We start from the raw sequence: 21904 nt of genomic DNA on the forward strand, positions 1-21904 counted from the left end.
CCCATGACTCGCAACGCACTCGCGACCACGCTCGACGGATACGAGGTCTGGTTCGTCACCGGCAGCCAGAACCTCTACGGCGACGAGACCCTGCGCCAGGTCGCCGAGCAGTCGCAGGCGGTCGTCGCGGGCCTGTCCCGCCTGCCCGTGACCGTCGTGTGGAAGCCGGTGCTGAAAGACGCCGAAAGCATCCGCCGTCTCGCCCTCGAGGTGAACGCCCGCGACGACGTGATCGGCGTGATGGCGTGGATGCACACCTTCAGTCCGGCGAAGATGTGGATCGCCGGCCTCGACGCCCTCCAGAAGCCGCTGCTGCACCTGCACACGCAGGCGAACGTCGAGCTGCCGTGGGCAGACATCGACTTCGACTTCATGAACCTCAACCAGGCCGCGCACGGCGACCGCGAGTTCGGCTACATCCAGACCCGCCTGGGCGTCGCGCGCAAGACCGTCGTCGGTCACGTCTCGAATCCCGACGTGCTGCAGCAGGTCGAGGACTGGCAGCGCGCGTGCGCCGGGTGGGCGGCATCCCGCACCCTCAAGCTCGCCCGCTTCGGCGACAACATGCGCTACGTGGCGGTGACCGAAGGCGACAAGACCGAAGCCGAGCTGCGGTTCGGCGCGCAGGTCAACACGTGGGGCGTGAACGACCTCGCCCGTGCCGTAACGCAGGCTGAGCCGCACGCCATCGACGCCCTGGTGCAGGAATACGCCGACCTCTACGACGTGCAGCCTGAGTTGCTGCCGGGTGGCGCGCGCCACGCGGCGCTGCGAGACGGCGCCGCCATCGAGATCGGCCTGCGCTCGTTCCTCGAAGAGGGCGGATTCGGCGCGTTCACGACGAGCTTCGAAGACCTCGGGGCCCTCACCCAGCTGCCGGGACTCGCCGTCCAGCGCCTCATGGCCGACGGCTACGGGTTCGGCGCAGAGGGCGATTGGAAGACCGCCGTGCTCGTGCGCATCGCGAACGTCATGGGTGCGGGGCTCCCCGGCGGGGCTTCCCTCATGGAGGACTACACGTACGACCTCGTGCCGGGTGATGAGAAGATCCTCGGCGCCCACATGCTCGAGGTGTCGCCGTCGCTGTCAACGCAGCGTCCGCGCCTCGAGGTGCATCCGCTCGGGATCGGCGGCAAGGACGACCCGGTACGGCTCGTCTTCACCGCGGACCCCGGGCCCGCCCTGGTGGTGGCGATGAGCGACATGCGCGACCGGTTCCGCCTCGTGGCGAACGTGGTCGAGAACGTCGACGCGCCCGATCTGCCGAAGCTCCCGGTCGGACGCGCGGTGTGGAAGCCGGCGCCGGACTTCGCGACGTCGGCGGCCTGCTGGCTCGCGGCCGGCGCGGCGCACCATACTGTGATGACGACCGCCGTCAGCCTCGACGTGTTCCGCGACTTCGCGGAGATCGCGCGCACCGAGCTCGCCGTCATCGACGAGCAGACCACGGTGCGCGGCTTCCAGCAGGAGCTGCGGTGGAACCAGGCGTACTACCGACTCGCACAAGGACTCTAGAACCATGGCACGAATCCCCGCGTCCGGCATCCAGCACACCATCCGGGCGGGTGAGTACGAAGCCGTCATCGCGAGCGTCGGCGCGACCCTGCGCTCGCTGACCTTCGCGGGCCGAGACCTGGTCGTGCCGTTCGGTGCCGACGAAGTGCGCCCGGCGCATCGCGGCGCGACCTTGGCGCCGTGGCCGAATCGCGTCGTCGACGGTGCGTACTCGTTCGGCGGCCGGGAATTCCAGCTCGCCCTGACCGAGCCGGCACGCGCACACGCGTTGCACGGGCTGGCCACGTGGCTCGACTTCGACGCCGTCGACGCGGGCGCCGATCACGTCGTGCTCGAGGCGGTCATCCCGCCGCAGACGGCCTATCCGTGGCGTCTGCTGGTGCGCGCGTCGTTCGCCCTCGGGGCGGATGGGCTGACCCAGTCGGTCACGGTGCACAACGAATCGGATGCGCCGGCACCGTGGGGAACGGGCCCGCACCCCTATCTCGTGGCGGGTGAGGGCCGGGTCGATCAGTGGACTCTGACGCTGCCCGCCGACCAGGTGCTGGCCGTCACGCCGGAGCGGCTCATCCCCACGACCCTCCGCCCCGTCGACGCCGACGATCCGGCGCGGTTCGACTTCCGCGCGGCACGGCGCATCGGCGCCGTCGAGATCGATCACGCCTACACGGACCTCGTGCGCGACGGCGACGGTCACGCGACCGTGACGCTGACCGCAGAGGACGGCTCGGGCGTGCTCATGCAGTGGGATGCGTCATGTCCGTGGGTGCAGGTTCACACGGCCGATCGGCCCGACCCCGACGAGAGCAGGCTCGGGCTCGCGGTCGAGCCGATGACGTGTGCGCCCGATGCCTACAATGCCGACAGCTACGACTACGACGCGGGACTCATCGTGATCGAGCCGGGGCAGGAGTCGACGGCATCGTGGCGGATCGCGGCGATCGCCTGACCGCTGCGTTCGCCTGACCGCGGCGTTCGATCGTCAGTGGTGGTCGTGCGTCGCCGGCTGATAGCCGCCGGGAGTATCGGCGAGGCGTGTCGCCTCGACGGATGACAGCGCGGGGGTGACGAGGGCCGACACCACGATGGCCCCCGCGACGAGGCCGATGACGGCGCCACCCGTGCTCCCGCTCGGGCGCCGGCCGGTGCGCCGCAGGGCGCGGGCGCTCGAGGCGGCGACCACGATGATGAGCGCGACGGCGGCGGCGGCGGCGAACGCGCTCGTGTGCGCCGCGTCGACGATCAGGGCGCCGGCGATCGCCAGGATGGCGCCGATCGATGCGGCGATCGTGACGCGAGGAAGCGGCAGGACGCCACGCGCGAGGACGACGGCGCCCCACACCATCGCCGCCGCGCCGAGAGGGAGCAGGGCGACGCCGATGGCTCGCGATGCGAGCGACGAGTCGTCGGCCGTGATCGCGCCCGCCGCGAGGGCGAGTTGGATGAGGCCGGCGCCCCACGCCGCGATCGCGGGAACCGTGACGGTCCACGCGATCGCGGGGGTGCGCCGACGAGCGTCGTGCGAGCTCGACATCTGTCCGGCTCAGGCGAGGCGGCCGCGAGCAGACGTGCTCCGGTCCGCGGCAAGGCCGACGCCGAGCAGCACGATGGCGCTCGCCAGGTGCAGGAAGTGGTCGAACGTGTTGAGGGCGAGGATGTTCGCCGCGGTTCCCACCAGGAAGAACCCGACGACGCCGAGCAGGAGGTAGACAGCTCCCACGGCGATGTTGATGCCCTTGGCCGCGGCCACGGACGACAGGCCGCCGATGAGGAGAACGGCTCCCACCGCGACGTGGACGATGTTGTGCAGCGGGTTCACCTCGAAGATGCCGAGGAGCAGCCCACCCTCGGTCGCGATGAATCCGACGCCGCCGGTGACGAGGAAACCGAGCAGACCTACGACGATGTAGACCGCGCCGAAGATCGAGGCGACGAGGCGGTTCGGTGACGATGACATGTGTAACCTCCTGAATCTGTGCAACGGGGTGTCGCACAGGTGATTCGCAGTATCGGCATTTTCGGATTGCCCGCGGGTGCCGATGTCCGCGGAAACTCCCGGGTCCGCTGCGTCGCGCGGGCCCGGAGCGAGCGGGTCAGCTGTCGCCGCGCATCTTCTCGTTGGCCTCGTTCTTCGCCTTCACCGAGTCGCGCTCTGCTTCGGCCTTCTTGACGTCGGATTCCGCGCGCATCTCGTCGAGCTTGTCGTCGATGCGGTCCCGGGTGTCTTCCCACGCTTCGCCGGCCTTGCGACCGGCGGTCTCCGCGGCATCCTTCGCGTCATCCATGAATCCCATGAGTCACTCCTCTTCTCGAAAGGCAACCGGGTCCCTGTCTGGGCCCGGTTGAGACGCTATTGCGCGCGTGCGGGCTTGGGGATGGGCTTGCGCGGGCTTCGGGCGACGGGTATCGCACACGGCGCATGCCAGATCCGGCTCAGGTGCGGACGATACGATCTCGTGTGGACGGGAGGTGTGCGGATGGGGCGCAACGCAGACGCGATCGCGGAAGGTGTCTCGATCGCCGACGCCGCGGCACGGCTCGCGGTGCGCAACCGCATCCTCGTCGACACGATCGCGCGCAACGAGCCCTTCGATCCCGAACGGGTCGCCCCTTTCGCCAGGGAGACGCTTCTGGCGCTCGCCGCCGAGCAGGAGGCCGCGGCCGACCTCACCCGCAAGCAGCGCAAGAAGGCGTGGGGGAAGTACTCCGATCCCGACGGCACGCACGACTACCGCGATCGGGACACCCGCAACCTTCGACGTCGACAGCGGCAGTACACCGGCGTCGCGAAGGTGCTGCGCGAGCGGGCCGACGACGCCGAGGCCGTCGCTGAACTCGTCGCCGGTGCACGCCAGGCCGCCTGGGGCGACGTCGAGTCGAATCTGCAGCGGCGGCTGGTCGTCGAGGGAGCACGTCCCGACCTCGAACCCGACTACGGGCAGATGCGGGCCGCACGCATGCAGGCTCTGCGTCTCGTCGATCTGCCGCGCCTGGCAGCCCACCGCCGTCGTATCGGCGACGTCACGGTCGGAGCGGTGGACGAACCGGAAGACGTCGCCGCCGCCATCGATTCGCCACCGACCGAATCGTGAGGTAGTCTGAACCTCGGCCTTCGCGCCGTTTCGCGCGGAGGTCCTGCGCCTCTAGCTCAATGGATAGAGCATCTGACTACGGATCAGAAGGTTGGGGGTTCGAGTCCCTCGAGGCGCGCACTGTGTTGAGACAGTGAGGAATCCCTCGCCCATCGGGCGGGGGATTTTCGCGTTTCCGGCGGCGGTCGGCCCGTATGGCACACGGGCGCGATGGCGTCCCGAGGTCGGCGCTGCCGGCTGATCCCGACCCTTTCGGCATGCTTGTCGTTCCGTTCGCCCAGGGCGATCGAAAGATCTGGCACTCGCAGGAGGAGAGTGCTAATCTGGGCTTACTTGAGTCAATGTGACTCAACTTGGACAAGACACTGTCGGATGGCCGCATCCGACCCGCTACGAAGGAGCAGAAATGGGAACCTACGACCCGTTCCGTGAGCTGGACCGCATGGCGTCGAGCCTCCTCGACGCGCGACGTGGACCCCGCCGCATGCCGATGGACCTCTATCGCGATGGCGACCACTACGTCCTGAACGCCGACCTCCCCGGCATCGACCCGGGCTCGGTCGACATCGACGTCGACGGCCAGCTGCTGACGATTCGCGCCGAGCGGACCCTCGCGTCGGGCGACGGCGTCAAGTGGATCACACGGGAGCGCGAGGCGGCGAGCTTCGTGCGGCAGCTGAACCTCGGACAGGGCATCGACACCGAACGCATCTCGGCGAGCTACGGCAACGGCGTGCTGTCGGTGACGATCCCGGTCAGCGAGAAGGCGAAGCCGCGCAAGATCGAGGTCGCGACCGAGGCCCAGCGCTCGGTGCTGCAGGCGCATGAGTCCCACTCCGCGGCATCCGCGGACGGACCGACGCCCGTCGAACAGTAGACCTCCCTCCGGCGACAGCCCCGACTCCACGAGCCGGGGCTGTCGCTCTGTCTCGGCGCGGAGCAGTCCGTGGGGCGTAGCCTGGAGCGATGAGCGCCTATGTCTCGGCGTTCGAGCTGTTCTCCATCGGAATAGGACCCTCGAGCTCCCACACCGTCGGCCCGATGCGCGCCGGGCGTGAGTTCGCCGTCCGCCTGCGCGAGAGCAAGCTTCTCGACCGGGTCACGGGGGTTACGTGCGCGCTCTACGGGTCCCTCGGGGCGACAGGAATCGGCCACGGCACTCCGGATGCGGTGGTGGCCGGGCTTTCCGGGCTCGATCCCGAGACGGCCGATCCGGGAGCGATCCGCGGGGCCTGGTCGAACCTGGCGGACGGGGACCGGATGCTCCTCGGCGGCATGAGACCGGTGCCCTTCGCCAAGGCGGACGTGAGCTTCGAACCTCGGACGCGCCTCCCGGAGCATCCGAACGCGATGACGCTCGTCGCGCGCGACGACGAGGGCGGCGTGCTGGCTGAGGAGACCTATTACTCCGTGGGCGGCGGTTTCATCCGGCGCGACGGCGAGGCTCCGAGGATCGAAGCGACTCCGTCACCGATCCGCTTCGATTCGGCGGAGGAGCTCCTCGCGATCTGCGACGAGCGCCACCTGACGATCGCCGAGGCTGCGCGCATGAACGAGACGGCGCTGCGCTCGGAGGCCGAGGTCGCGGCCGGCCTCGATCGCATCTGGGATGCGATGGCCGACTGTGTCACGGCGGGTCTGCACGCCGACGGCGTGCTGCCGGGCATGCTGAAGGTGAAGCGGCGCGCGAGCGTGATCCGAGCACAGCTCGAGGACACCACTGCGGCCGGTGGTCGCGAGTTGCCGGGAGAGTGGCTCGGCGCGTTCGCCCTGGCCGTGAACGAGGAGAACGCCGCCGGAGGCCGGGTCGTCACCGCGCCGACGAACGGTGCGGCCGGAATCCTGCCGGCGGTCGCGATGTACTGGTGGCGTTTCCTGGCCGACTCGGGACTCGGCGCCGGAAACGCCGTCACGCCCCACGGGGAACTGGTCGGCAGTGCCCTCTTGGGGTTCGGCACCGCGGGCGATGTCGCCGACGCGGGGGACGACGACGCCGTCGCGGACGCGAACCGCCGCCGTGGCATCCGCCGCTTCCTTCTCACGGCGACCGCTCTCGGGTCGCTCTTCAAGGCGAACGCGTCGATCTCGGGTGCCGAAGGCGGCTGTCAGGCCGAGGTCGGGTCGGCGTGCGCGATGGCGGCCGGCGGACTGACGGCGGTGATGGGCGGCACGAACCGCCAGATCGAGAACGCCGCGGAGATCGCGATGGAACACCACCTCGGCCTGACGTGCGATCCCGTCGGTGGGCTCGTGCAGATCCCCTGCATCGAGCGCAACGCGATTGCCGCATCCACCGCCGTCACCGCGGCGCGGCTGGCCCTGCGCGGGGACGGTTCGCACTTCGTGTCGCTCGATGCGGTCGTCGAGACGATGCGTCAGACCGGCATCGACATGTCCCACAAGTACAAGGAGACCAGCGAGGGCGGTCTCGCGGTGAACGTCATCGAGTGCTGACCCGCCGGATGCCGCATCCGTCGGTTCACCTGTCACCGGATGCCGCCTCCTCCGGTTCACCTGTCACGGGATGCCATATCCTCCGGTTCACGTGTCACCACATGTCGCATCCGCTCCGGAAATCGGCATCCAATGACAACCGAAAACCACGTCCGCGCGAGGTCACGCGGACGGATCGCATGCCCAGCCGCGCTGTGCGAGATGGTGGCGGATGCGGGTCACGGCGGGGCTGACACTCGGGGCGAGGTGGATCGCTGAGAACCGCAGCACGGTCCATCCCAGATCCTGATATCGCCCGTACTTCTCGATGTCGCGATTCCACTGGCGGCGGTTGGTGCGATGGTGGTCGCCCTCGCACTCGATCAGGAGGCCGAAGGTCGGATAGGCGAACTCCGTGCACCCGACGAGGTGTCCGCGATCGTCTCGCACATCGTGATCGAGGACCGGATCGGGGAGCCCCGCGCGCCACAGCCCGAGGCGAAGCGCCGTCTCGGTGGGGCTCGCCACCCCTTCGCGCACGAGCGGCAGTGCCTGGCGGAGTGCGGATGCGCCGATCCGGCGACCGGCTTCGATCGAGGCCTCGAGCTGAGCGAACGTCGCGAGAGCGGTCTCCGGTCCGGTGCGATGCCCATCCTCGGTGCGAGGTCTATGCAGGAGTGCATCTCCGGCGGCGACGAGGTCGTCGAGCGAAAGGATGCCGCCGAGCTGCGCCCAGGTCGCCGCGGGCGACGCGATGCGCATCCCGTCGCGGATCCGGACCGAGACGAGGTGAGCCGCCAGCTGGTGACCGCGGACCCCTGCCGCGCGCGGCGCGCGGTGCGGCGCGGCGACGGAGACGTCGAGGGCGTCCGGCTCGAGAGCGCCGCTCGGAAGGGGCAGCCCCCACAGCGCGGCCGCCGTGCCATGACTGAAGAACGCGTGGTCCGCCATCACCGTGTTGTAGGCGGCCGCCCTCCTCGCCATGTCCTGCCGTCTTCGTCGCGCGGCCTCAGCGCCGGGCGTCGCGGTCTCCGACGCGATGTCGACGGCGCCGGTCGCACGCATTCGAGCGCCGATGAACGGCATCTCCAGGTCCCGTCCGCGCAGGCGTCGTGCGCTCACGCCCATCCGGCGGGCCTCTGCGACGGAGAAGGCGACGTCCAGCCGCGGATCGATCGGTTCCGGTCGCCGTGGCATGCACCCGACTATCGCGTCACCGCTCGCGCCGCACCCGCCACTTCCCGGCATCCGGGGATGGATGCTGTCTCCTCCCGCCCTGTGGAGGAGCGGTGCGCCCCCCCCGATTCATATGGCGCAGGATGTCGCATCCCGCCATTCACCGGTCGCGGGATGTCGCATCCGGGGCCGAAACCGACGATGAGCGGCAACCGAACACTCTCGAACGACATCGAGGGGCAACCGAACACTCCTGGAGGGCAGCAGTCAGGCGCGAGCTCGCAGCTTGGCGGTGATGTCGCGGAGGCGCGCGAGTTCGTCGTCGTCGAGGCACGACATCCGGTCCGCGATGGAGCGGGCGTGCTGCGAGGCGACGCGACGGAAGGTGGTCGCACCGCGCTCCGTCGCGCGCACCAGCGAGCCGCGACCGTCGTCGGGGTCGGGGCATTTCGAGATCAGGCCGCGCTGCACCATCCGGTCGACCAGGCGCGACACGCTCGGCTGGCTGATGAGCATGTTGGCGGTGATGTCACGCAGGCGTGCGGTCATCTCGGGCCCGCGCGTGACCGTCAGCAGCACGTCGTATTCGCCCTGGCCGAGCTCGTCGTCGTGGAAATCGGCGCTGATCTCGTCGAGGATCTCGTGCTGGGCGCGGAACAGGCTCTCCCACGCTTCCACGGCGAGACGGCGATCGGTCATGGAGAAAGAGTAGGCCGAATCGTGCCCCCTAGGCTGGAGACATGTCTGTCACGGGGGCGGTCCAGCATGTTCGCGCGCGTCTGAAGCGGAGCGGCGTCGCCGCCGTGGCGCTCGCGATCGCCTTCGTCGCCGTCGGTTCGGCCCCGGCAGCCGCCGCCGACGTCGACGACTTCTCGTTCGCGAGCATGCACGCCGACTACACCCTCGGCCTCGACGAGGACGGCCACAGCACCCTGCGCGTCGTGGAGACCTTCGTCGCCGAGTTCCCCGACTCCGACCAGAACCGTGGCATGCGGCGGATCATCCCCGACACCTACAACGGTCAGCCGCTCTTCCCGGAGCTCCTGTCGGTCACCGATGCAGACGGGCAGGCGCGCGCCGTCGAGGTTGAGCAGGAGGACGGATCGTTCGTCATGACCTCCGCCGCCGACGACTACGTGCACGGCGAGCAGACCTACGTGTTCACGTACGAGCTCCAGAACGTCACGTGGCGCTTCCCCGACACCGGCGACGAGTTCTACTGGGACATCAACGGCCTCGACTGGCGTCAGCCGTTCGGAGACGTCTCGGTCACGCTCACCGTCGAACCCGAGCTCGCCGATTCCCTCGCGGGCGAACAGGCGTGCTATTTCGGTCGCGACGGCGTTGCCGACGCCTGCCCGATCAGCACGAACCAGGGCGAGGATGGAGCCGTCGTGATCGAGGCCGGCGGTGTTGCGCTGGACCGGTTCGAGACGGTGACCATTGCGGTCGGGTTCGAGGACGACACGTTCGTGCTCTTCGATACGAGCTACCTCGCCTCGCCGTGGGGGTGGGCACAGGGTCTGTCGGGGCTCGGGATGATCGGGGCTGTGGTCTTCGCGATCGTGCACCGTCGACGTTCGCTCGCCGACGCGCCCGGTCGCCCGACGATCATCGCCGAGTTCACCCCGCCGCGGCAGGTGGATGCGCTCGAGTCGGCCGTGATGCTCGGGCGCACGACGAAGGCGATCCCCGCCGAGGTTCTCGAACAGGCGATCGTCGGGAGCATCCGGATCGTCGAGGGTGACAAGAAGTTCTTCGGCGGCACCAAGCTCAAGGCCCAGCTGCTGGACCGCAGCCGGGCTGACGGCGACGGGCGCATGCTTCTTGACGGACTGTTCGGGTCGTCTGGGGCACCCGGGGCGGAGTACGAGTTCGGCTCGCAGGACCGGCGCTTCTCGACGGCGGCGCAGAAGATCATCAAGGCCGCGAATCGAGAGCTGACACGCACCGGCCTGCGTCGCCCGGTCCCTGGGCGTGCGCGTGTGCTGCCGATCCTCGTCTCGCTCGGCGTCATGGCCCTCACGGTGGTGCTCGGCGTCGTGGCGATCTCGTCGGGGGTGGATGCGGGCATCCCGCTGTTGGTGATGTTCGCCTCGATCGCGCTGGCGGTGCTGACGATGGTCCTGGTCGCACGCAAGCCGCTGAGCGCGGAGGGCGCCGAGGTGCGGGACCACCTCAAGGGCCTTGAGATGTTCATCGAGTGGGCCGAAGCCGACCGCATCCGCATGCTTCAGTCGCCCGCGGGCGCGGAGCGGGTGTCGGTCGATCCCGGTGACCGGGTGCAGATGATCCGCCTGTACGAGAAGCTGCTTCCGTACGCGGTCGTCTTCGGTCAGGAGAAGGCGTGGGCGCAGCAGCTCGCCGTCATGTACGGCGCGGGTGTCGCGCCGTACTGGTACTACGGCACCGCCGGGTTCGACTCCTCGTCGTTCTCCAGCGGCATCGCGTCGCTGTCGACGGCGGCCGCATCGTCGTCGTCGACGTCGGGCGGCTCCAGCGGCGGCGGTTCAGCCGGTGGCGGTGGCGGTGGCGGCGGTGGCGGCGGGGTGTGAATCACGGCCGCGGTTCTCGTCGCACTGTGGCGGCGAGAGTGAGGGCCGGTCGGAGAGGCTTCCGACCGGCCCTTTCCCTTTGCACCAAGAGCAATCACATGCCGGTGATCGCCACAGCAAAACGATCACCGTGCGAGCACTCTATAACGAAAAGGTAACGCTGCGGAAGCCCCGTTCGGCGTGTCGTCTCAGGCGGGCGAGCTCAGGCGCGGGATGAGGGTCGGCGTGCGCTTCTTGTAGGCCTCGTAGTCGTCCTCACCGCCCCAGGTGCGGTCGGCCTTCTGCTCGAGCAGCGGGATGCCGCTGACGCGGGTGAGGAGCAGGATCACGAACAGCGGAGAGATCAGCGCGACCCACTGCCATCCCGTGAGAACGGGCGCGGCGACGAGGAAGACACCCAGCCAGATCACGATCTCGCCGAAGTAGTTGGGGTGACGTGAGCGCGACCACAGTCCGCTGCGGATGAACCGCCCCTTGTTCGCGGGGTCGGCTTTGAAGGCGGTCTTCTGAGCATCGGCGGTGATCTCGACGACCATGCCGAGCACCCACACGGCGATTCCCGCCACGGCCAGCCAGCCGATCGGAGCGCGGGTCTCACTGCTCATCGCGATCCATGCCGCCGAGGCCGTGAGCGAGACCCAGGCGCCCTGCAGCACCCACACCCGCAGGAAGCGCACCGGATTCGTCTTCAGGTCGTCGAACCTGTCATCGCCGCCGCTGCGGTGCACTCGCACGAACAGGAAGGCACCGAGGCGCACCGCCCACAGCACGATCATCGCGGCGAGCACCCACCCACGCGCATCCGCGACCGGCGCGAGCAGCAGCACGGCCACCGAGACGCCGATGAACGTCAGGCTGCCCGTGATGTCGAAGAACTTCTCCGTGCGGGCCAGCTGCGACGGGATCCACACGATCACCTGCACGGCGAAGGCGGCTGCGACGGCGAGGGCGAACAGCGGGATGCCGGCGACGAGCGCGGTGCCCTGGCTGCCTGCCCAGGCCACCAGGCCACCGAGGGCGAGGGCGACGACGATCGCGACGAGCGACGCGCGTGTGGCGGAAGTCATGGGGGTCCTCTCGAGGGGTCAGCGGTAGAGGTCGTCGACGGCGTTGCCGCTGCGCTCCAGCAGGGCGCGTCGCTTGATCTTCATGGTCGGAGTGACCAGGCGGGTGTCGTCGAGGTCGGTGGAGACGAGGGCGAATCGGCGCACGCCCTCGCTGTGCGACACGCGGGCATTGGCGGCGTCGACGCTGCGCTGCAGGTGGGCGATCAGGCGAGGTTCGGAGATCGGCGTGACACCTTCGCCGGAAACGGCGTCGAGGCGGATTCCCTGCGCGTCCGCCCACGCCTCGGTCGCGGCGCGGTCGAGCACGAGCAGCGCCGACAGGTACGAGCGGCCTTCGCCCACCATGACCGCGTGCGCGACGAGCGGATCAGCCTCGACGCGCGTCTCCCACGGCTGCGGCACGACCGTCTTTCCGTTGCTGGTGACGATGACGTCCTTCAGGCGTCCCTCGAGCACCACGCGGCCGTCGTCGTCGAGACGGCCGAGGTCGCCGGTGCGGAAGAAGCCGTCGACGAATGCTTCGGCGGTGTGCGCCGGGTCGCGATAGCCCGAGAAGATGCCGACCCCGCGAGCGAGGATCTCGCCGTGCTCGCTGATGCGAACGGTGGAGCCGGGGAGCGGGTAGCCGACGGTTCCCGAGCGGATGTCGTCGGGCAGGTTCCCGGTCAGGGGAGCGGTCGTCTCGGTGAGACCGTAGCCCTCGATGACGGGCACGCCGATACCGCGGAACAGGCGCGAGAGATCGGGATCGAGCGCGCCGCCACCGGAGAGGATGTAGTCGAGGCGGCCGCCCATCCGGGCCCGCAGCCGTCGGAAGAACAGGGCGTCGAAGACGGCGCGACGCGCGCGGAGCGCCGCGTCGGGGCGGGTGCCCGCCTCGAGGTCATCGGCCCACGAGACGGCGGTGCGCACAGCGGCGCGCCACAGTGCCCCCAGGCGCGCCTCGTCGGCCTTCTCCGCCGCGGCGTTCCGGATGCGCTCGAGCACTCGCGGCACGACCACGAGAAAGGTGGGGCGCAGCACACCGAGGCTGTCGACGACCTCGGTCGGGTCGGAGACGTGGGCGATGCGCATCCCGCCGGCGAGGCAGATCAGCTGCAGTCCGCGTGCCAGCACGTGAGCGAGCGGCAGGAAGATGACGGTGTTCCCGTCCGCGCGAACCACCTCGCGGTACGCGGCGGCGACGTTGCGCACCTGGCCGACGAAGTTGCGGTGGGTGAGTATCGCGCCCTTGGGCTCCCCGGTCGTGCCGGACGTGTAGACGATCGTCGCCGGTGAATCCAGGTCGGCCTGGGTGCGGCGCAGCTCGAGCAGGTCGTCTGCGACATCGGCGCCGCCGGCAGCGAGCGCGATGAGGTCGTTGGTGCCGGGATCCATCGTCCAGACGCCGAGGTCCTCCGACCCGACGGCGTCGAACGCCGCCCGCAGGAGCGATGCCTGGCGCTCGCCGCCGCCGATCGCGAGGGTGACCTGCGCGTCGGCGATGATGGCCTCGACCTGTTCGGGGGACGACGTGTCGTAGACGGGCACGACCACGGCACCGGCGAACCATGCCGCGAGGTCGGCGACGGCCCATTCGTATCGCGTCGGAGCCATGATCGCGACGCTGTCCTCGGCCTCGACGCCGGCGTGGATGAGGCCCTTGGCCAGTGCGGTCACCTCGCCGAGGTACTCCGCCGTGGTCACCTGGCGCCACGGGGCGTCGGGATCCCCGGTGGCGACGTCGAACGCCGCGTGGTGGTCGGCGGCGGCGCGGCGCGCACCAAGAGGTCGGTGACGTTGCGGTGATCGTCGATGTCGACGAGCGGCGCGGTGGAGTGCTCCTTCATGGTGGTCTCCTGGGTCGAGGCGGCGGGCGTAGGGGAGGACCCGCTCTGAGGAGAGTTCGGAGCGCAGGGTCGTTCGGATGGGCGGATCGCGTCGGGCGGCGAGCGATTCGTCCTGTCGGGCGAGGGAACAGGTCGTGTGAAGCCTCAGCGTAGGGGGCTCGACCCACCCCGCCGTGCGCTTTCCCTTCGCGTCGCTCGACCGCTAAAATCCGATGCCGCCCGCGGGATGCGACGCGGCGGTGACCGAGAACGTCGAGATGTCGTCACCGGTCTCGCCGTCGACGGCCAGCTCGGCGAGGATGCGGCCGATCGTGGGGGTGAACTTGAAGGCGTGCCCTGCACCGAGCCCGACGAGGATGTCGGGATGCTCGGGCAGGGGACCGATCACGAAGTTGCGGTCGGGAGTGATGGCGTACTGGCACGTGACCGTGCGCAGGGGCTCTCCGCTGGCGGGGATCGTCGCACCCATGAACTCCGTCAGCTGCGCGAGGAGTTCGGGTGAGGGCACGAAGGTGCGCTCTTCGGGTGTCATGAGGTTGTCGGAGCGATCCCGGGCGGCCTTGATCGTCGGCTCGCCATAGGTCGGGAAGCCGTAGAAGCAGTTGGTGTCTTCCCAGATCCAGACGGGGAAGCGGTCGCGGTCGAGGGTGCGGCATCATCGGGCTTGAAGTACGTCACCTGCTCTTGCATGGTGATGAGCGGTATCGCGGCGCCGAGGGGCTCGAGGAGAGTGTTTGTCCATGCATCCGCCGTGACGACGACCTTGTCGGCGAGCACGTCGCCTTTCGTCGTGCGTACGATCACGCCGTCGCCGGTCGGGTCGAGCGCGAGCACCGGTGTGCGGTCGCGGATGTCGGCCCCGCCGACCCGAGCATGCATCTGCAGGGCCGCGACGGATCGCGCCGCGTGGACGATGCCGGAGTCGGGCGTCCAGATCGTCTCGACACCGTCGGGCAAGCGGAATTGCGGCCACCTCTCGTGCACCTCCGCGGGCGTGAGGAGTTCGTAGGGGATGCCGACCTCGGTCAGGCTGTCGGCGAAGTGGGATGCCGCGAAGGGCCCGTCGGAGGGGATGAAGACGAGTCCGCCCGTGATGACGGTGAGCTGCTCACCCGTCGTCGCCTCGAGTTCCGCCCAGTCCCGATACGACGACCGTGCCAGGCGCACGTACTCGGGTGAGCCGTACGAGGTGCGGATGATGCGGGAGGTGTCGTGCGAGGCGCCGCGCACGTGCCCGAGCTCGAACTGCTCGAACGCGATGGTCTTCACGCCTCTGCGGGCGAGGTGGTAGGCGGTTGCGCTCCCGAGCGCTCCCATGCCGACGACGGCGACGTCGAACTTCTCCATTTGGCTCTCGTTTCTTGGGGTCAAGCGGGCGGTGGGCGCCACGATCAGCCCTGGTGAGAGGGCGGTTCGGCGGGGTTCCGAGCGAGTGTGGCCATTATGGGAAGTGCGTCTCGCGGCTGTGTTACAGTGCTCGCCACGTGCAAACCGTCGGTGGGAGGTTTGCTGTTCTTGCGTCGGGAGGCGGGATGACCGCTCGAGTCGCCGCAGGTCTGCGGGCTCTGCAGGCGGTCGCGGGTCGTACGGATCCGACCCTTTCCGTGGCTGCCGGCGAGATCGCACGGACGATCGCCATGCCGTTGAGCACCGTGTCGCGACTGTGCGCGGAACTGGTCGGGCTGGGTCTGCTCGCCCGCGGCGACGCATACGGCTCCTACCGGGTCGGCGAGGTCGCCCTGGCGCTGTCCGGGCGCGCGTCGTCACCGTACGCCCGGGTCTGCCGCACCGTGCTGACCCGCATCGCCCACCGCACGGGCGAGACGGCGGTCTTGGCGGCACCCACGCCCGAGGGCATGAGGGTGGTCGGGGCCGTCGTTTCGCCCTGGACGCTGCACTCGCCCGCCGAGGTCGGTGAGCTCGTCGTGGACCGCCCGAGTGCGATCGCACGAGCGGGATCTGAGGAGGAGACGACGTCGGGCGGCGGACGTGTCGTCGAGACGACGGTCGGCAAGTCCGTCGAGATCGCCGTGCCGATCCTGGCGCCGGGAGGCGACGCGCTCGCCGTTGTCGCCGTTCGCCTGCCGATGAACCGGGCGAGGCAGGGCATCGCGGTCGCGCGCAAGGCGGTTCTCGAGGCGCGACGCGCGGTGGAACGGGTCGTCGACGCGCGAGGTCAGACTGCATCGCCGTCGGTGCCGGCGGCGATGAGTTCCCCACCGGCATCCCCGCCCGCACCCGCCCTCGCGGCGACGCTCGACATGCTGTGGGCGCTGTCGTCGGGGCCACGGCCGCTCGCGGAGCTGGCCAGGGCGGCGGGGATCCGTCGAGATCGCGCCGTACGTCTGCTGGAGACCTGCCGACGCAGCGGGGTGGTCCGCATCGAGGAGGGTGAGGGGCTGGTGAGCCTCGAGTGGTCGATCCATGGGTGGCAGCGGGCTGCGCTGGCTTCGAGGCTCGTCACCCAAGGAACGCCGGTCGTCGCACGCACGGCTGATCGCGCGGGCGTGTGCGCCTTCATCACGGTGCTGCGGGGAATGCGGTCGGTCACCCTTGTGGAGGAGTTGCGTCACATCGGCCCCGGCCTGGAGATGACGCCGTGGCTCGGGCGGCCGTGCCCCATCCTCAGCTCCGATGGCGGGCCGGCGCTGATGCTTGCGTTCGACGACGACGACATCGGCGCGTTTCTTCCGGCACGGGCGGATGCGCGGGAGTCGGCCGAGTTCTTCCGTCGCGTCCACCTGCTCGGCAAAGACGGCGTGATGGCGCGGGAATCCTTCGAGGAGGCGGGTCAGACCGCGTTCACCGCGCCGATCCGGGATTCCAGCGGAGCGGTCGTCGCGGCAGCGTGCCTCGTGGGGGCGTCGGATGAGATGCGTCCCCGCGTCGCGGAGTTGTCGGACGCGGTGCACACGATGGCCGCGGAGGTGTCGATCCTCGTGGGCTTCGGCGCGGAGTATCCCGGGGGAGCCGTGCCGACACGGTGAAGGGCCGGTCGGAGAGGCTTCCGACCGGCCCTTGTCCCTTGCACCAAGAGTGTCCTGCAATCACATGCCGGTGATCGCCACAGCAAAACGATCACCGTGCTCACACTCTATAACGGAAAGGTAACGAGGGGAAGGGTTTTTCGAGACCTTTTTGTGATTTTCCTCGCAGGCGTCAGCGGCTGCCGCCCGCGCGCACTCGGTCGATGACCGCGTCGATGCGGGCTCGCTTCTCGTGCTGGTCGGCGACCAGTCCGTAGGGCGCGTCGGTCTCGGTGGTTCCCCACGGCACGAGCACGTCGAACTCGATCTCACGAACCCGTTGGAGGCTCGCCACGTAGTCGCTGCGAGATCGCGGGTCCAGCACGACGGCCTTCCATTCGGCATCCTCGATCCAGATGAAGTCGCCGGTGAACAGGAACCGGTGGGTGCCGTTGTCCCACAGGTACGAGGTGGTTCCCGCCGTATGCCCCGGAGTGGGAATCACTTCGAGGTCGTCGGCGATCATTTGGCGTTTGTCGAACGTGCCGGCGATTCGGATCGAGCGCGCAGTCTCGGCGCGGTCCTTCGTGTGCACCCACACGGGCACGTCGAGCGCAGGCTGGCGGTACATCGCCTCGTGGGCGTGGTTGATCAGCAGGCGCGCTGGTCGGCCGCGGTCGAGGATGGCCGCCGCCGCCTCGCTCACCCCGGGGGAGTTGTAGACGATCATGTTGCCCTGCGGACGCTCGAGAACGTACGAGCGGAGCAGCACATTCTGCTGGTAGGGGAGTCGCGAGGTCGGCCCGGAGAGCAGCCCCTCCATCGGCGTGTCCAGTGCATTCTTTCCGGCGAAGGTCATCGTGTCCTCTCTTTCGGTCTGTGAGCGTATCATGAAACGGAAGCGGAGATTCCGTTTCCGTTTTCTCCGGTAAGCTTGTGTCATGTCCGATCGGCCTTCTTCGTCGCGCCGGCAGCCGCGGGCCGACGCGACGCGCAATCGTCGTCGTATCCTCGATGCCGCGACGAGTGTGTTCGCCGAGAAAGGTCCCGCGGCCACGCTCAGCGATGTCGCCCGAACGGCCGGAGTAGGAATCGGAACGATCTACCGCAACTTCGACGACAAGGAATCGCTGCTGGACGCACTCTTCGACGACAAGATCGACACTGTCATCCGAGTCGCCGTCGAGGCCGCGGAAGTGCAAGACCCCGGCGTCGCGTTCCGCACCTATCTCTGGGGCATGATCGAGGCGCACTCGCTCGACCGGAGTCTTGCGACCGTCTTGTTCACGTCGAATCGCGTCGATCGCTTTCCTGCTCACCTGTCCGATCAGCTGGCCTCGACCGCCGACGGCCTGATCGCCGCGGCCATCGAAGCCGGCGAACTGCGTGCCGGTTTCACGCGGCAGGATACGACCGTGCTCGCGATCATGGTTCGGACGATCGTCGCCGCAACCGGCGAGACCGCTCCGGGCCTCTGGCGCCGCTACGCCGACATCGTGGTGGATGGCACCCGACCCACGAGCCACGCGGGCCCGCTGAGGCCTGCGCCTCTCGACTTCACCAGCACGGCCGAGGCCCTCGGACGCACATTGTGACGGTGCGTTCCCGCACGTCGATGACGCCGGCACAACGACTGAGGTCCGCGCCACGTTGTCTATCTTCGCCGTCGACGTTGTCGGAGGCGGGTGGGTGAGCCTGTCGCCGGCCGCCAGCGTTGATCGGGGTCGATCCAGTACGGCGCCTTGATCTCGGGAACGCCATCTCGCATCCGGATCTGCCAGCCGCTCGTCTCGAGCGTGCGGTGGTGGTGCCAGCAGAGCAGCACGCCGTTGTCGGTGTGGGTAGGTCCGCCGTGAGAGTGTTCAGTGACGTGATGGATCTCGCACCATGCTGCCGGCACGTCGCAGCCGGAAATGATGCAGTTCCCGTCACGGAGCGTGATGGCTCGGCGTTGATGCTGATCGAAGACGCGCTCGACGGTGTGGATCGCGCGGATGCGACCGTTGTCGTCCGAGAACACGCGCTGGACAGCGCCGGTGCACGCCGTGTGACGCGCGACGCCGAGCGGAACGGGCTCCGCGCCGAGGCTCGGGATGTGGGCGGAGCCCGTGCCGGTGCGGAGGTCGTCGGCACTCACCGCGACCACGAGGGTCGGAGCCGCACCCCCGATGGTCGGCAGGTCTCCCGACCGGGCCGCGACGCCGAGGATCGAGGCGAATGCGTCGTGTTGCCGCTGCACGCGGCTGCGCAGATCCGGTCGTGACGACTCGAGAGCATCCGTCACCTGCTCCCGCAGCGATTCGACGCCGAAGCGGGTGGTGTCTTCGTCCGGGGTGAACCTCGGCCCGTCAGGCAGCGCTGGGCCGTCGGTCTTCGGGTTGAGAATCGCATCGAAGAGCGTTCCGAGTTGGCCGGCGACCTCGGGGAGCAGGCTCCCGGAGATCGGAACGAGTCCGTCGCGACAAGCACCGAGAGTGACGCCGCGCTTGCGCATCGCCCGCGCCTCGCGAGGTTCGGCGCCGTCCTGGTCGAGCCAGATGGCCCACACCTGCGCCTGCAGCCGCAGCTCGTCGACCCCGGCCGCGGGGGCGCCGTCTGCGCCCGTGCCGCACGCGGAGGCTGCGAGCTCCTCATCCGCCGCCCATCGGGCCTCTGCCGCGCAACCGGCCGCATCGATCGTGCCCGCGACGGTCGCGACCGCGTCGATGCCGACGTCACCGCGGCTGAGCGCGGCCCGAAGTGCCGGATAGCGCGCCGGCAGTGCCTCACCGGAGGCGAGCGCGGTGGGGCGGCTGACGGCTTTCGCTGCCCGCAGCAGCTCCGTCGTCGAGCGGGAGGATCCGCGTGTGAGGCGCTGAACGAGCTCCTTCGTCGACCGGCATCCGCGCACGGTCGTGAGTCGCTCGCTCGGCACCGCGGAGTCGACGCGATCCTGTACCTCTCCCGCGGCATCGACGAGCAGCGCCTCGGCCAGCCGCGCCACGTGCGCGACCTGTTTGACGATACCCAGCAGGTCCTCATCGTCAAGCTCGCGGCATGTGCCGTCGACGAACGCATCCGCGGTGGCTTCCGCCAGCGCGATCTGCGCTCGATCGAGGCGACTCGCGAACTGTTCCATGCCCCCATTGTGCCCGGGGCCTCCGACATTCCCGCGGGGCTAAAAAGCCTCTCTGACCGGCATATACCTGTGGATAAAGCGAGGCACGGACGCGCCTGTGGAGGGCAAGACGCTGCCGCATCGACATGAGCGCGCGGTCATGCCCGCAGCGCTCCGAAACGTGTGCGACATCCCGCCTGCGTACCGTGCATTCCATGGACGAGACCCCCGGCATCCCCGAGACCTACACGGCACAGATGGGCAGCCAGCACGTGACGCTGCCGGTGATCCCGGTCTCCGACGACCTGTCGATCGCGCTCATGATGGTGATCGACCAGCCGGTGTCGGTCATCGAGACAGCGGGACGCGAGCTGGCCGCGCACTTCGCCGGTGCCGCGCCCGATATCGTCGTCGCGCCGGCGACCCTCGGCATCCCCGTGGCGATCGAGGTCACCCGCGCCCTCGGTCTCGACGACTACGTCATCCTGCAGAAGACCCGCAAGGTGCACCTCGGCGACGCCCTCGAAGCGCCCGTTCACGCCATCACGAGCACGTCGAGCGCATCGCTGCTGCTCGACCGTGCCCGGCTCGATGACATCCGCGGCCGTCGCGTGCTGTTCGTCGACGACGTGATCTCGACGGGATCGTCGTCGGGTGCGGCGCTCGCTCTCCTCGAACAGGCGGGAGCCGACATCGTCGGCGTGGGGGCGCTCCTGGCCGAGGGTGACGAGTGGCCGGATGCCCTCGCGTCCTACGCCAATCGGCTGTTCGCGCTGGGCCGCATCCCGCTCTTCCCGCGGTGACCGCCGTGCACGACCTCGTCGTCGACGACGCCGTCATCGTCACGATGAACGCGCGACGCGATGTCGTGCATGGCTGGATCGCGATCGACGACGGCGCCGTCACCGCTGTCGGTTCCGGGCGGGCGCCGACGGCGCGGGAGAGAGTGGATGCGCGCGGCGGCATCGTTCATCCCGGGTTCCTCAGCACGCATCAGCACGCGATGGATGCGCTCGGTCGGGCCGCGCATGATGAGGCGCCGGACTTCTTCGACTGGTTGTTCGGCACCTACTACGGGACCGTGCTCGGCTACGGCGACGCGGACGCCGGTCGGGCCGTTGCGCTCACCGGCGCCGACCTGGCGCGGGCCGGGATCACCACCGTGGTCGACTGCTGGGGTGTCGGGGGCGTGGGTAGCCGCCGCGCGGACGCCTGTCTCGTCGCCTCGGTGGCGGCGGCCGTTCGCACGGGTCTGCGGTGGATCGTCGCTCCCAAGGTCTCGGACCGGCTCCCGCCGGGGTGGGATGCGCTCCTCGACCGCCACGCGGTCGAACCGGCCGACCTCGTCGCGCCGACCGACGTCGCGCGGCGGTTCGCGGATGCCGCGTGCGACCTCGCGACCGGTCGTGTCGAGGTGTGGACCAGCGTGGAACTGCCCGAGATGGCGGGCGACGCGCTTCTCGCCGGCCTCGGTGACGTGGCACGCGCGCGCTCCGTCGGATTCACAACGCACGTGTGCGCATCCGAGGCGGGTGCCGTCGACGTCGGCGGTGAGCGCGCGGTCGCGCGGCTCGATCGCCTCGGGCTGGTCCGACCCGGCACCGTCGCGGCACACGCGGTTTTCGCCGACGCGAGCGACCGCGACCTCCTCGCGGACCGCGGCATGGGTGCGGCCCACTGCGCTGCCGCGACGATGCTGCTCGGCGGCACGTCGAGTCCGCTCGGCGCGCTTCGCGACGCGGGTGTCGCCGTCGGCCTCGGTCTCGACAACGCCACGCTGAACACGACCGCCGACATGGGCGCCGAGATGCGCCAAGCGCTCATGTTCGACCGGGTCGCCGGTACGGGGCGTGCGCGCGCGACCGCGCACGAGATCTTCGCGCACGCGACCATCGACGGCGCTCGAGCTCTCGGGCGGGATGCGGAGCTCGGCTCCATCGAGCCGGGAAAGCGCGCCGACCTCGTGCTCGTCGACACGGGCGGGTCGCACCTCCAGCCGCCGCGCGACCCCGTGCTCGCGCTGGTGTGGCAGGCGACGTGTGCCGACATCCGCCTGGTCCTGGTCGACGGTGAACCCGTGCACGAGCGTCGATAGCTCCCGTCGCTTTCGCACGCAACCCCGTCGCGCGGCGCGCGCCTCCCCTCCTACGGTGGAGGTCCGCACGGAAAGGAGA

At 69.5% G+C, this 21904-nt stretch carries 22 protein-coding genes and 1 tRNA gene; 11 read left to right on the forward strand and 12 right to left on the reverse strand.

Annotated features, from left to right (window positions below; all coding sequences use genetic code 11):
- Positions 1–3 precede the first annotated feature (3 nt).
- The gene (araA, locus tag IM777_RS03190) at positions 4–1515 is read left to right on the forward strand and encodes an L-arabinose isomerase (protein ID WP_194384624.1); all 1512 of its coding nucleotides are present in this window, start codon (positions 4–6) and stop codon (positions 1513–1515) included.
- A gap of 4 nt (positions 1516–1519) precedes the next feature.
- Positions 1520–2464, forward strand: coding sequence for an aldose 1-epimerase family protein (locus IM777_RS03195; RefSeq protein WP_194384625.1), 945 nt, complete (start codon positions 1520–1522; stop codon positions 2462–2464).
- Between the two features lie 33 nt (positions 2465–2497).
- Here the strand turns inward: IM777_RS03195 and IM777_RS03200 are convergent, their stop codons facing one another.
- From IM777_RS03200 to IM777_RS03210, 3 genes are all read right to left on the reverse strand, one after another.
- Positions 2498–3049 carry a hypothetical protein gene (locus IM777_RS03200; protein WP_071043989.1) on the reverse strand — a complete coding sequence of 184 codons (552 nt, stop codon included), beginning with the start codon at positions 3047–3049 and terminating at the stop codon, positions 2498–2500.
- A 9-nt stretch (positions 3050–3058) separates the two neighbouring features.
- Positions 3059–3472 (reverse strand): DUF4383 domain-containing protein, encoded by a 414-nt coding sequence (locus IM777_RS03205; protein WP_071043988.1) that lies wholly within the window; start codon positions 3470–3472, stop codon positions 3059–3061.
- A gap of 136 nt (positions 3473–3608) precedes the next feature.
- Positions 3609–3809 carry a hypothetical protein gene (locus tag IM777_RS03210; protein ID WP_071043987.1) on the reverse strand — a complete coding sequence of 67 codons (201 nt, stop codon included), beginning with the start codon at positions 3807–3809 and terminating at the stop codon, positions 3609–3611.
- 183 nt (positions 3810–3992) lie between these two features.
- On the opposite strand from IM777_RS03210, the gene IM777_RS03215 reads away from it, so the two are divergent.
- From IM777_RS03215 to IM777_RS03230, 4 genes are all read left to right on the forward strand, one after another.
- The gene (locus IM777_RS03215; RefSeq protein WP_228480936.1) at positions 3993–4607 is read left to right on the forward strand and encodes an asparagine synthase; all 615 of its coding nucleotides are present in this window, start codon (positions 3993–3995) and stop codon (positions 4605–4607) included.
- Positions 4608–4652: 45 nt separating this feature from the next.
- Positions 4653–4725 (forward strand) — tRNA-Arg (locus IM777_RS03220).
- A 288-nt stretch (positions 4726–5013) separates the two neighbouring features.
- The gene (locus tag IM777_RS03225; protein ID WP_071043985.1) at positions 5014–5484 is read left to right on the forward strand and encodes an Hsp20/alpha crystallin family protein; all 471 of its coding nucleotides are present in this window, start codon (positions 5014–5016) and stop codon (positions 5482–5484) included.
- Positions 5485–5573: 89 nt separating this feature from the next.
- Complete coding sequence (locus tag IM777_RS03230) at positions 5574–7061, forward strand: L-serine ammonia-lyase, iron-sulfur-dependent, subunit alpha (RefSeq protein WP_071043984.1); 1488 nt, start codon at positions 5574–5576, stop codon at positions 7059–7061.
- A 162-nt stretch (positions 7062–7223) separates the two neighbouring features.
- Here the strand turns inward: IM777_RS03230 and IM777_RS03235 are convergent, their stop codons facing one another.
- Both IM777_RS03235 and IM777_RS03240 read right to left on the reverse strand, forming a co-directional pair.
- Complete coding sequence (locus tag IM777_RS03235; protein WP_194384626.1) at positions 7224–8237, reverse strand: PDDEXK family nuclease; 1014 nt, start codon at positions 8235–8237, stop codon at positions 7224–7226.
- Positions 8238–8483: 246 nt separating this feature from the next.
- A complete protein-coding gene (locus IM777_RS03240) occupies positions 8484–8915 on the reverse strand; it encodes a MarR family winged helix-turn-helix transcriptional regulator (protein WP_071043982.1) in 432 nt (143 codons plus the stop codon).
- 41 nt (positions 8916–8956) lie between these two features.
- Between IM777_RS03240 and IM777_RS03245 the strand changes: the two genes are divergently transcribed.
- Positions 8957–10771 carry a DUF2207 domain-containing protein gene (locus IM777_RS03245; RefSeq protein WP_194384627.1) on the forward strand — a complete coding sequence of 605 codons (1815 nt, stop codon included), beginning with the start codon at positions 8957–8959 and terminating at the stop codon, positions 10769–10771.
- Positions 10772–10959: 188 nt separating this feature from the next.
- On the opposite strand, the gene IM777_RS03250 is transcribed toward IM777_RS03245, so the two are convergent.
- The 5 genes from IM777_RS03250 to IM777_RS03265 all read right to left on the reverse strand — a co-directional run bounded on the left by IM777_RS03250 (position 10960) and on the right by IM777_RS03265 (position 15014).
- Complete coding sequence (locus IM777_RS03250) at positions 10960–11838, reverse strand: DUF1295 domain-containing protein (RefSeq protein WP_194384628.1); 879 nt, start codon at positions 11836–11838, stop codon at positions 10960–10962.
- 18 nt (positions 11839–11856) lie between these two features.
- Positions 11857–13524, reverse strand: a complete 1668-nt coding sequence (locus IM777_RS03255) for an AMP-dependent synthetase/ligase (protein WP_336510682.1) — start codon at positions 13522–13524, stop codon at positions 11857–11859.
- A complete protein-coding gene (locus tag IM777_RS17485) occupies positions 13521–13667 on the reverse strand; it encodes a hypothetical protein (protein ID WP_336510683.1) in 147 nt (48 codons plus the stop codon). Before IM777_RS17485 ends, IM777_RS03255 begins: the two co-directional genes overlap by 4 nt.
- A 202-nt stretch (positions 13668–13869) precedes the next feature.
- Positions 13870–14286 (reverse strand): FAD-dependent oxidoreductase, encoded by a 417-nt coding sequence (locus IM777_RS17400; RefSeq protein ID WP_336510693.1) that lies wholly within the window; start codon positions 14284–14286, stop codon positions 13870–13872.
- Positions 14196–15014, reverse strand: a complete 819-nt coding sequence (locus IM777_RS03265; protein WP_194384629.1) for an FAD-dependent oxidoreductase — start codon at positions 15012–15014, stop codon at positions 14196–14198. The genes IM777_RS17400 and IM777_RS03265 overlap by 91 nt, the downstream gene beginning before the upstream one ends.
- A 185-nt stretch (positions 15015–15199) precedes the next feature.
- On the opposite strand from IM777_RS03265, the gene IM777_RS03270 reads away from it, so the two are divergent.
- Entirely contained in the window at positions 15200–16654 is a 1455-nt protein-coding gene (locus IM777_RS03270; protein ID WP_194384630.1) for a helix-turn-helix domain-containing protein, read from the forward strand.
- Between the two features lie 172 nt (positions 16655–16826).
- On the opposite strand, the gene IM777_RS03275 is transcribed toward IM777_RS03270, so the two are convergent.
- On the reverse strand, positions 16827–17492 hold the full coding sequence (locus IM777_RS03275) for an MBL fold metallo-hydrolase (protein WP_194384631.1): 666 nt from the start codon (positions 17490–17492) through the stop codon (positions 16827–16829).
- Positions 17493–17574: 82 nt separating this feature from the next.
- Here IM777_RS03275 and IM777_RS03280 point away from each other — a divergent pair, with 82 nt between their 5' ends.
- Positions 17575–18228: a TetR/AcrR family transcriptional regulator gene (locus IM777_RS03280; protein ID WP_194384632.1), complete on the forward strand. Its 654-nt coding sequence runs from the start codon at positions 17575–17577 to the stop codon at positions 18226–18228.
- Positions 18229–18287: 59 nt separating this feature from the next.
- Here IM777_RS03280 and IM777_RS03285 read toward each other — a convergent pair whose 3' ends face one another.
- A complete protein-coding gene (locus tag IM777_RS03285) occupies positions 18288–19751 on the reverse strand; it encodes an HNH endonuclease signature motif containing protein (RefSeq protein ID WP_194384633.1) in 1464 nt (487 codons plus the stop codon).
- A gap of 194 nt (positions 19752–19945) precedes the next feature.
- On the opposite strand from IM777_RS03285, the gene IM777_RS03290 reads away from it, so the two are divergent.
- Positions 19946–20533 carry a phosphoribosyltransferase family protein gene (locus IM777_RS03290; RefSeq protein WP_194384634.1) on the forward strand — a complete coding sequence of 196 codons (588 nt, stop codon included), beginning with the start codon at positions 19946–19948 and terminating at the stop codon, positions 20531–20533.
- Positions 20530–21825: an amidohydrolase family protein gene (locus IM777_RS03295; protein ID WP_194384635.1), complete on the forward strand. Its 1296-nt coding sequence runs from the start codon at positions 20530–20532 to the stop codon at positions 21823–21825. The genes IM777_RS03290 and IM777_RS03295 overlap by 4 nt, the downstream gene beginning before the upstream one ends.
- The last annotated feature ends 79 nt before the right edge of the window (positions 21826–21904 follow it).

The sequence above is a fragment of the Microbacterium luteum genome (assembly GCF_015277875.1).
GTDB classification, from domain to species: domain Bacteria; phylum Actinomycetota; class Actinomycetes; order Actinomycetales; family Microbacteriaceae; genus Microbacterium; species Microbacterium luteum.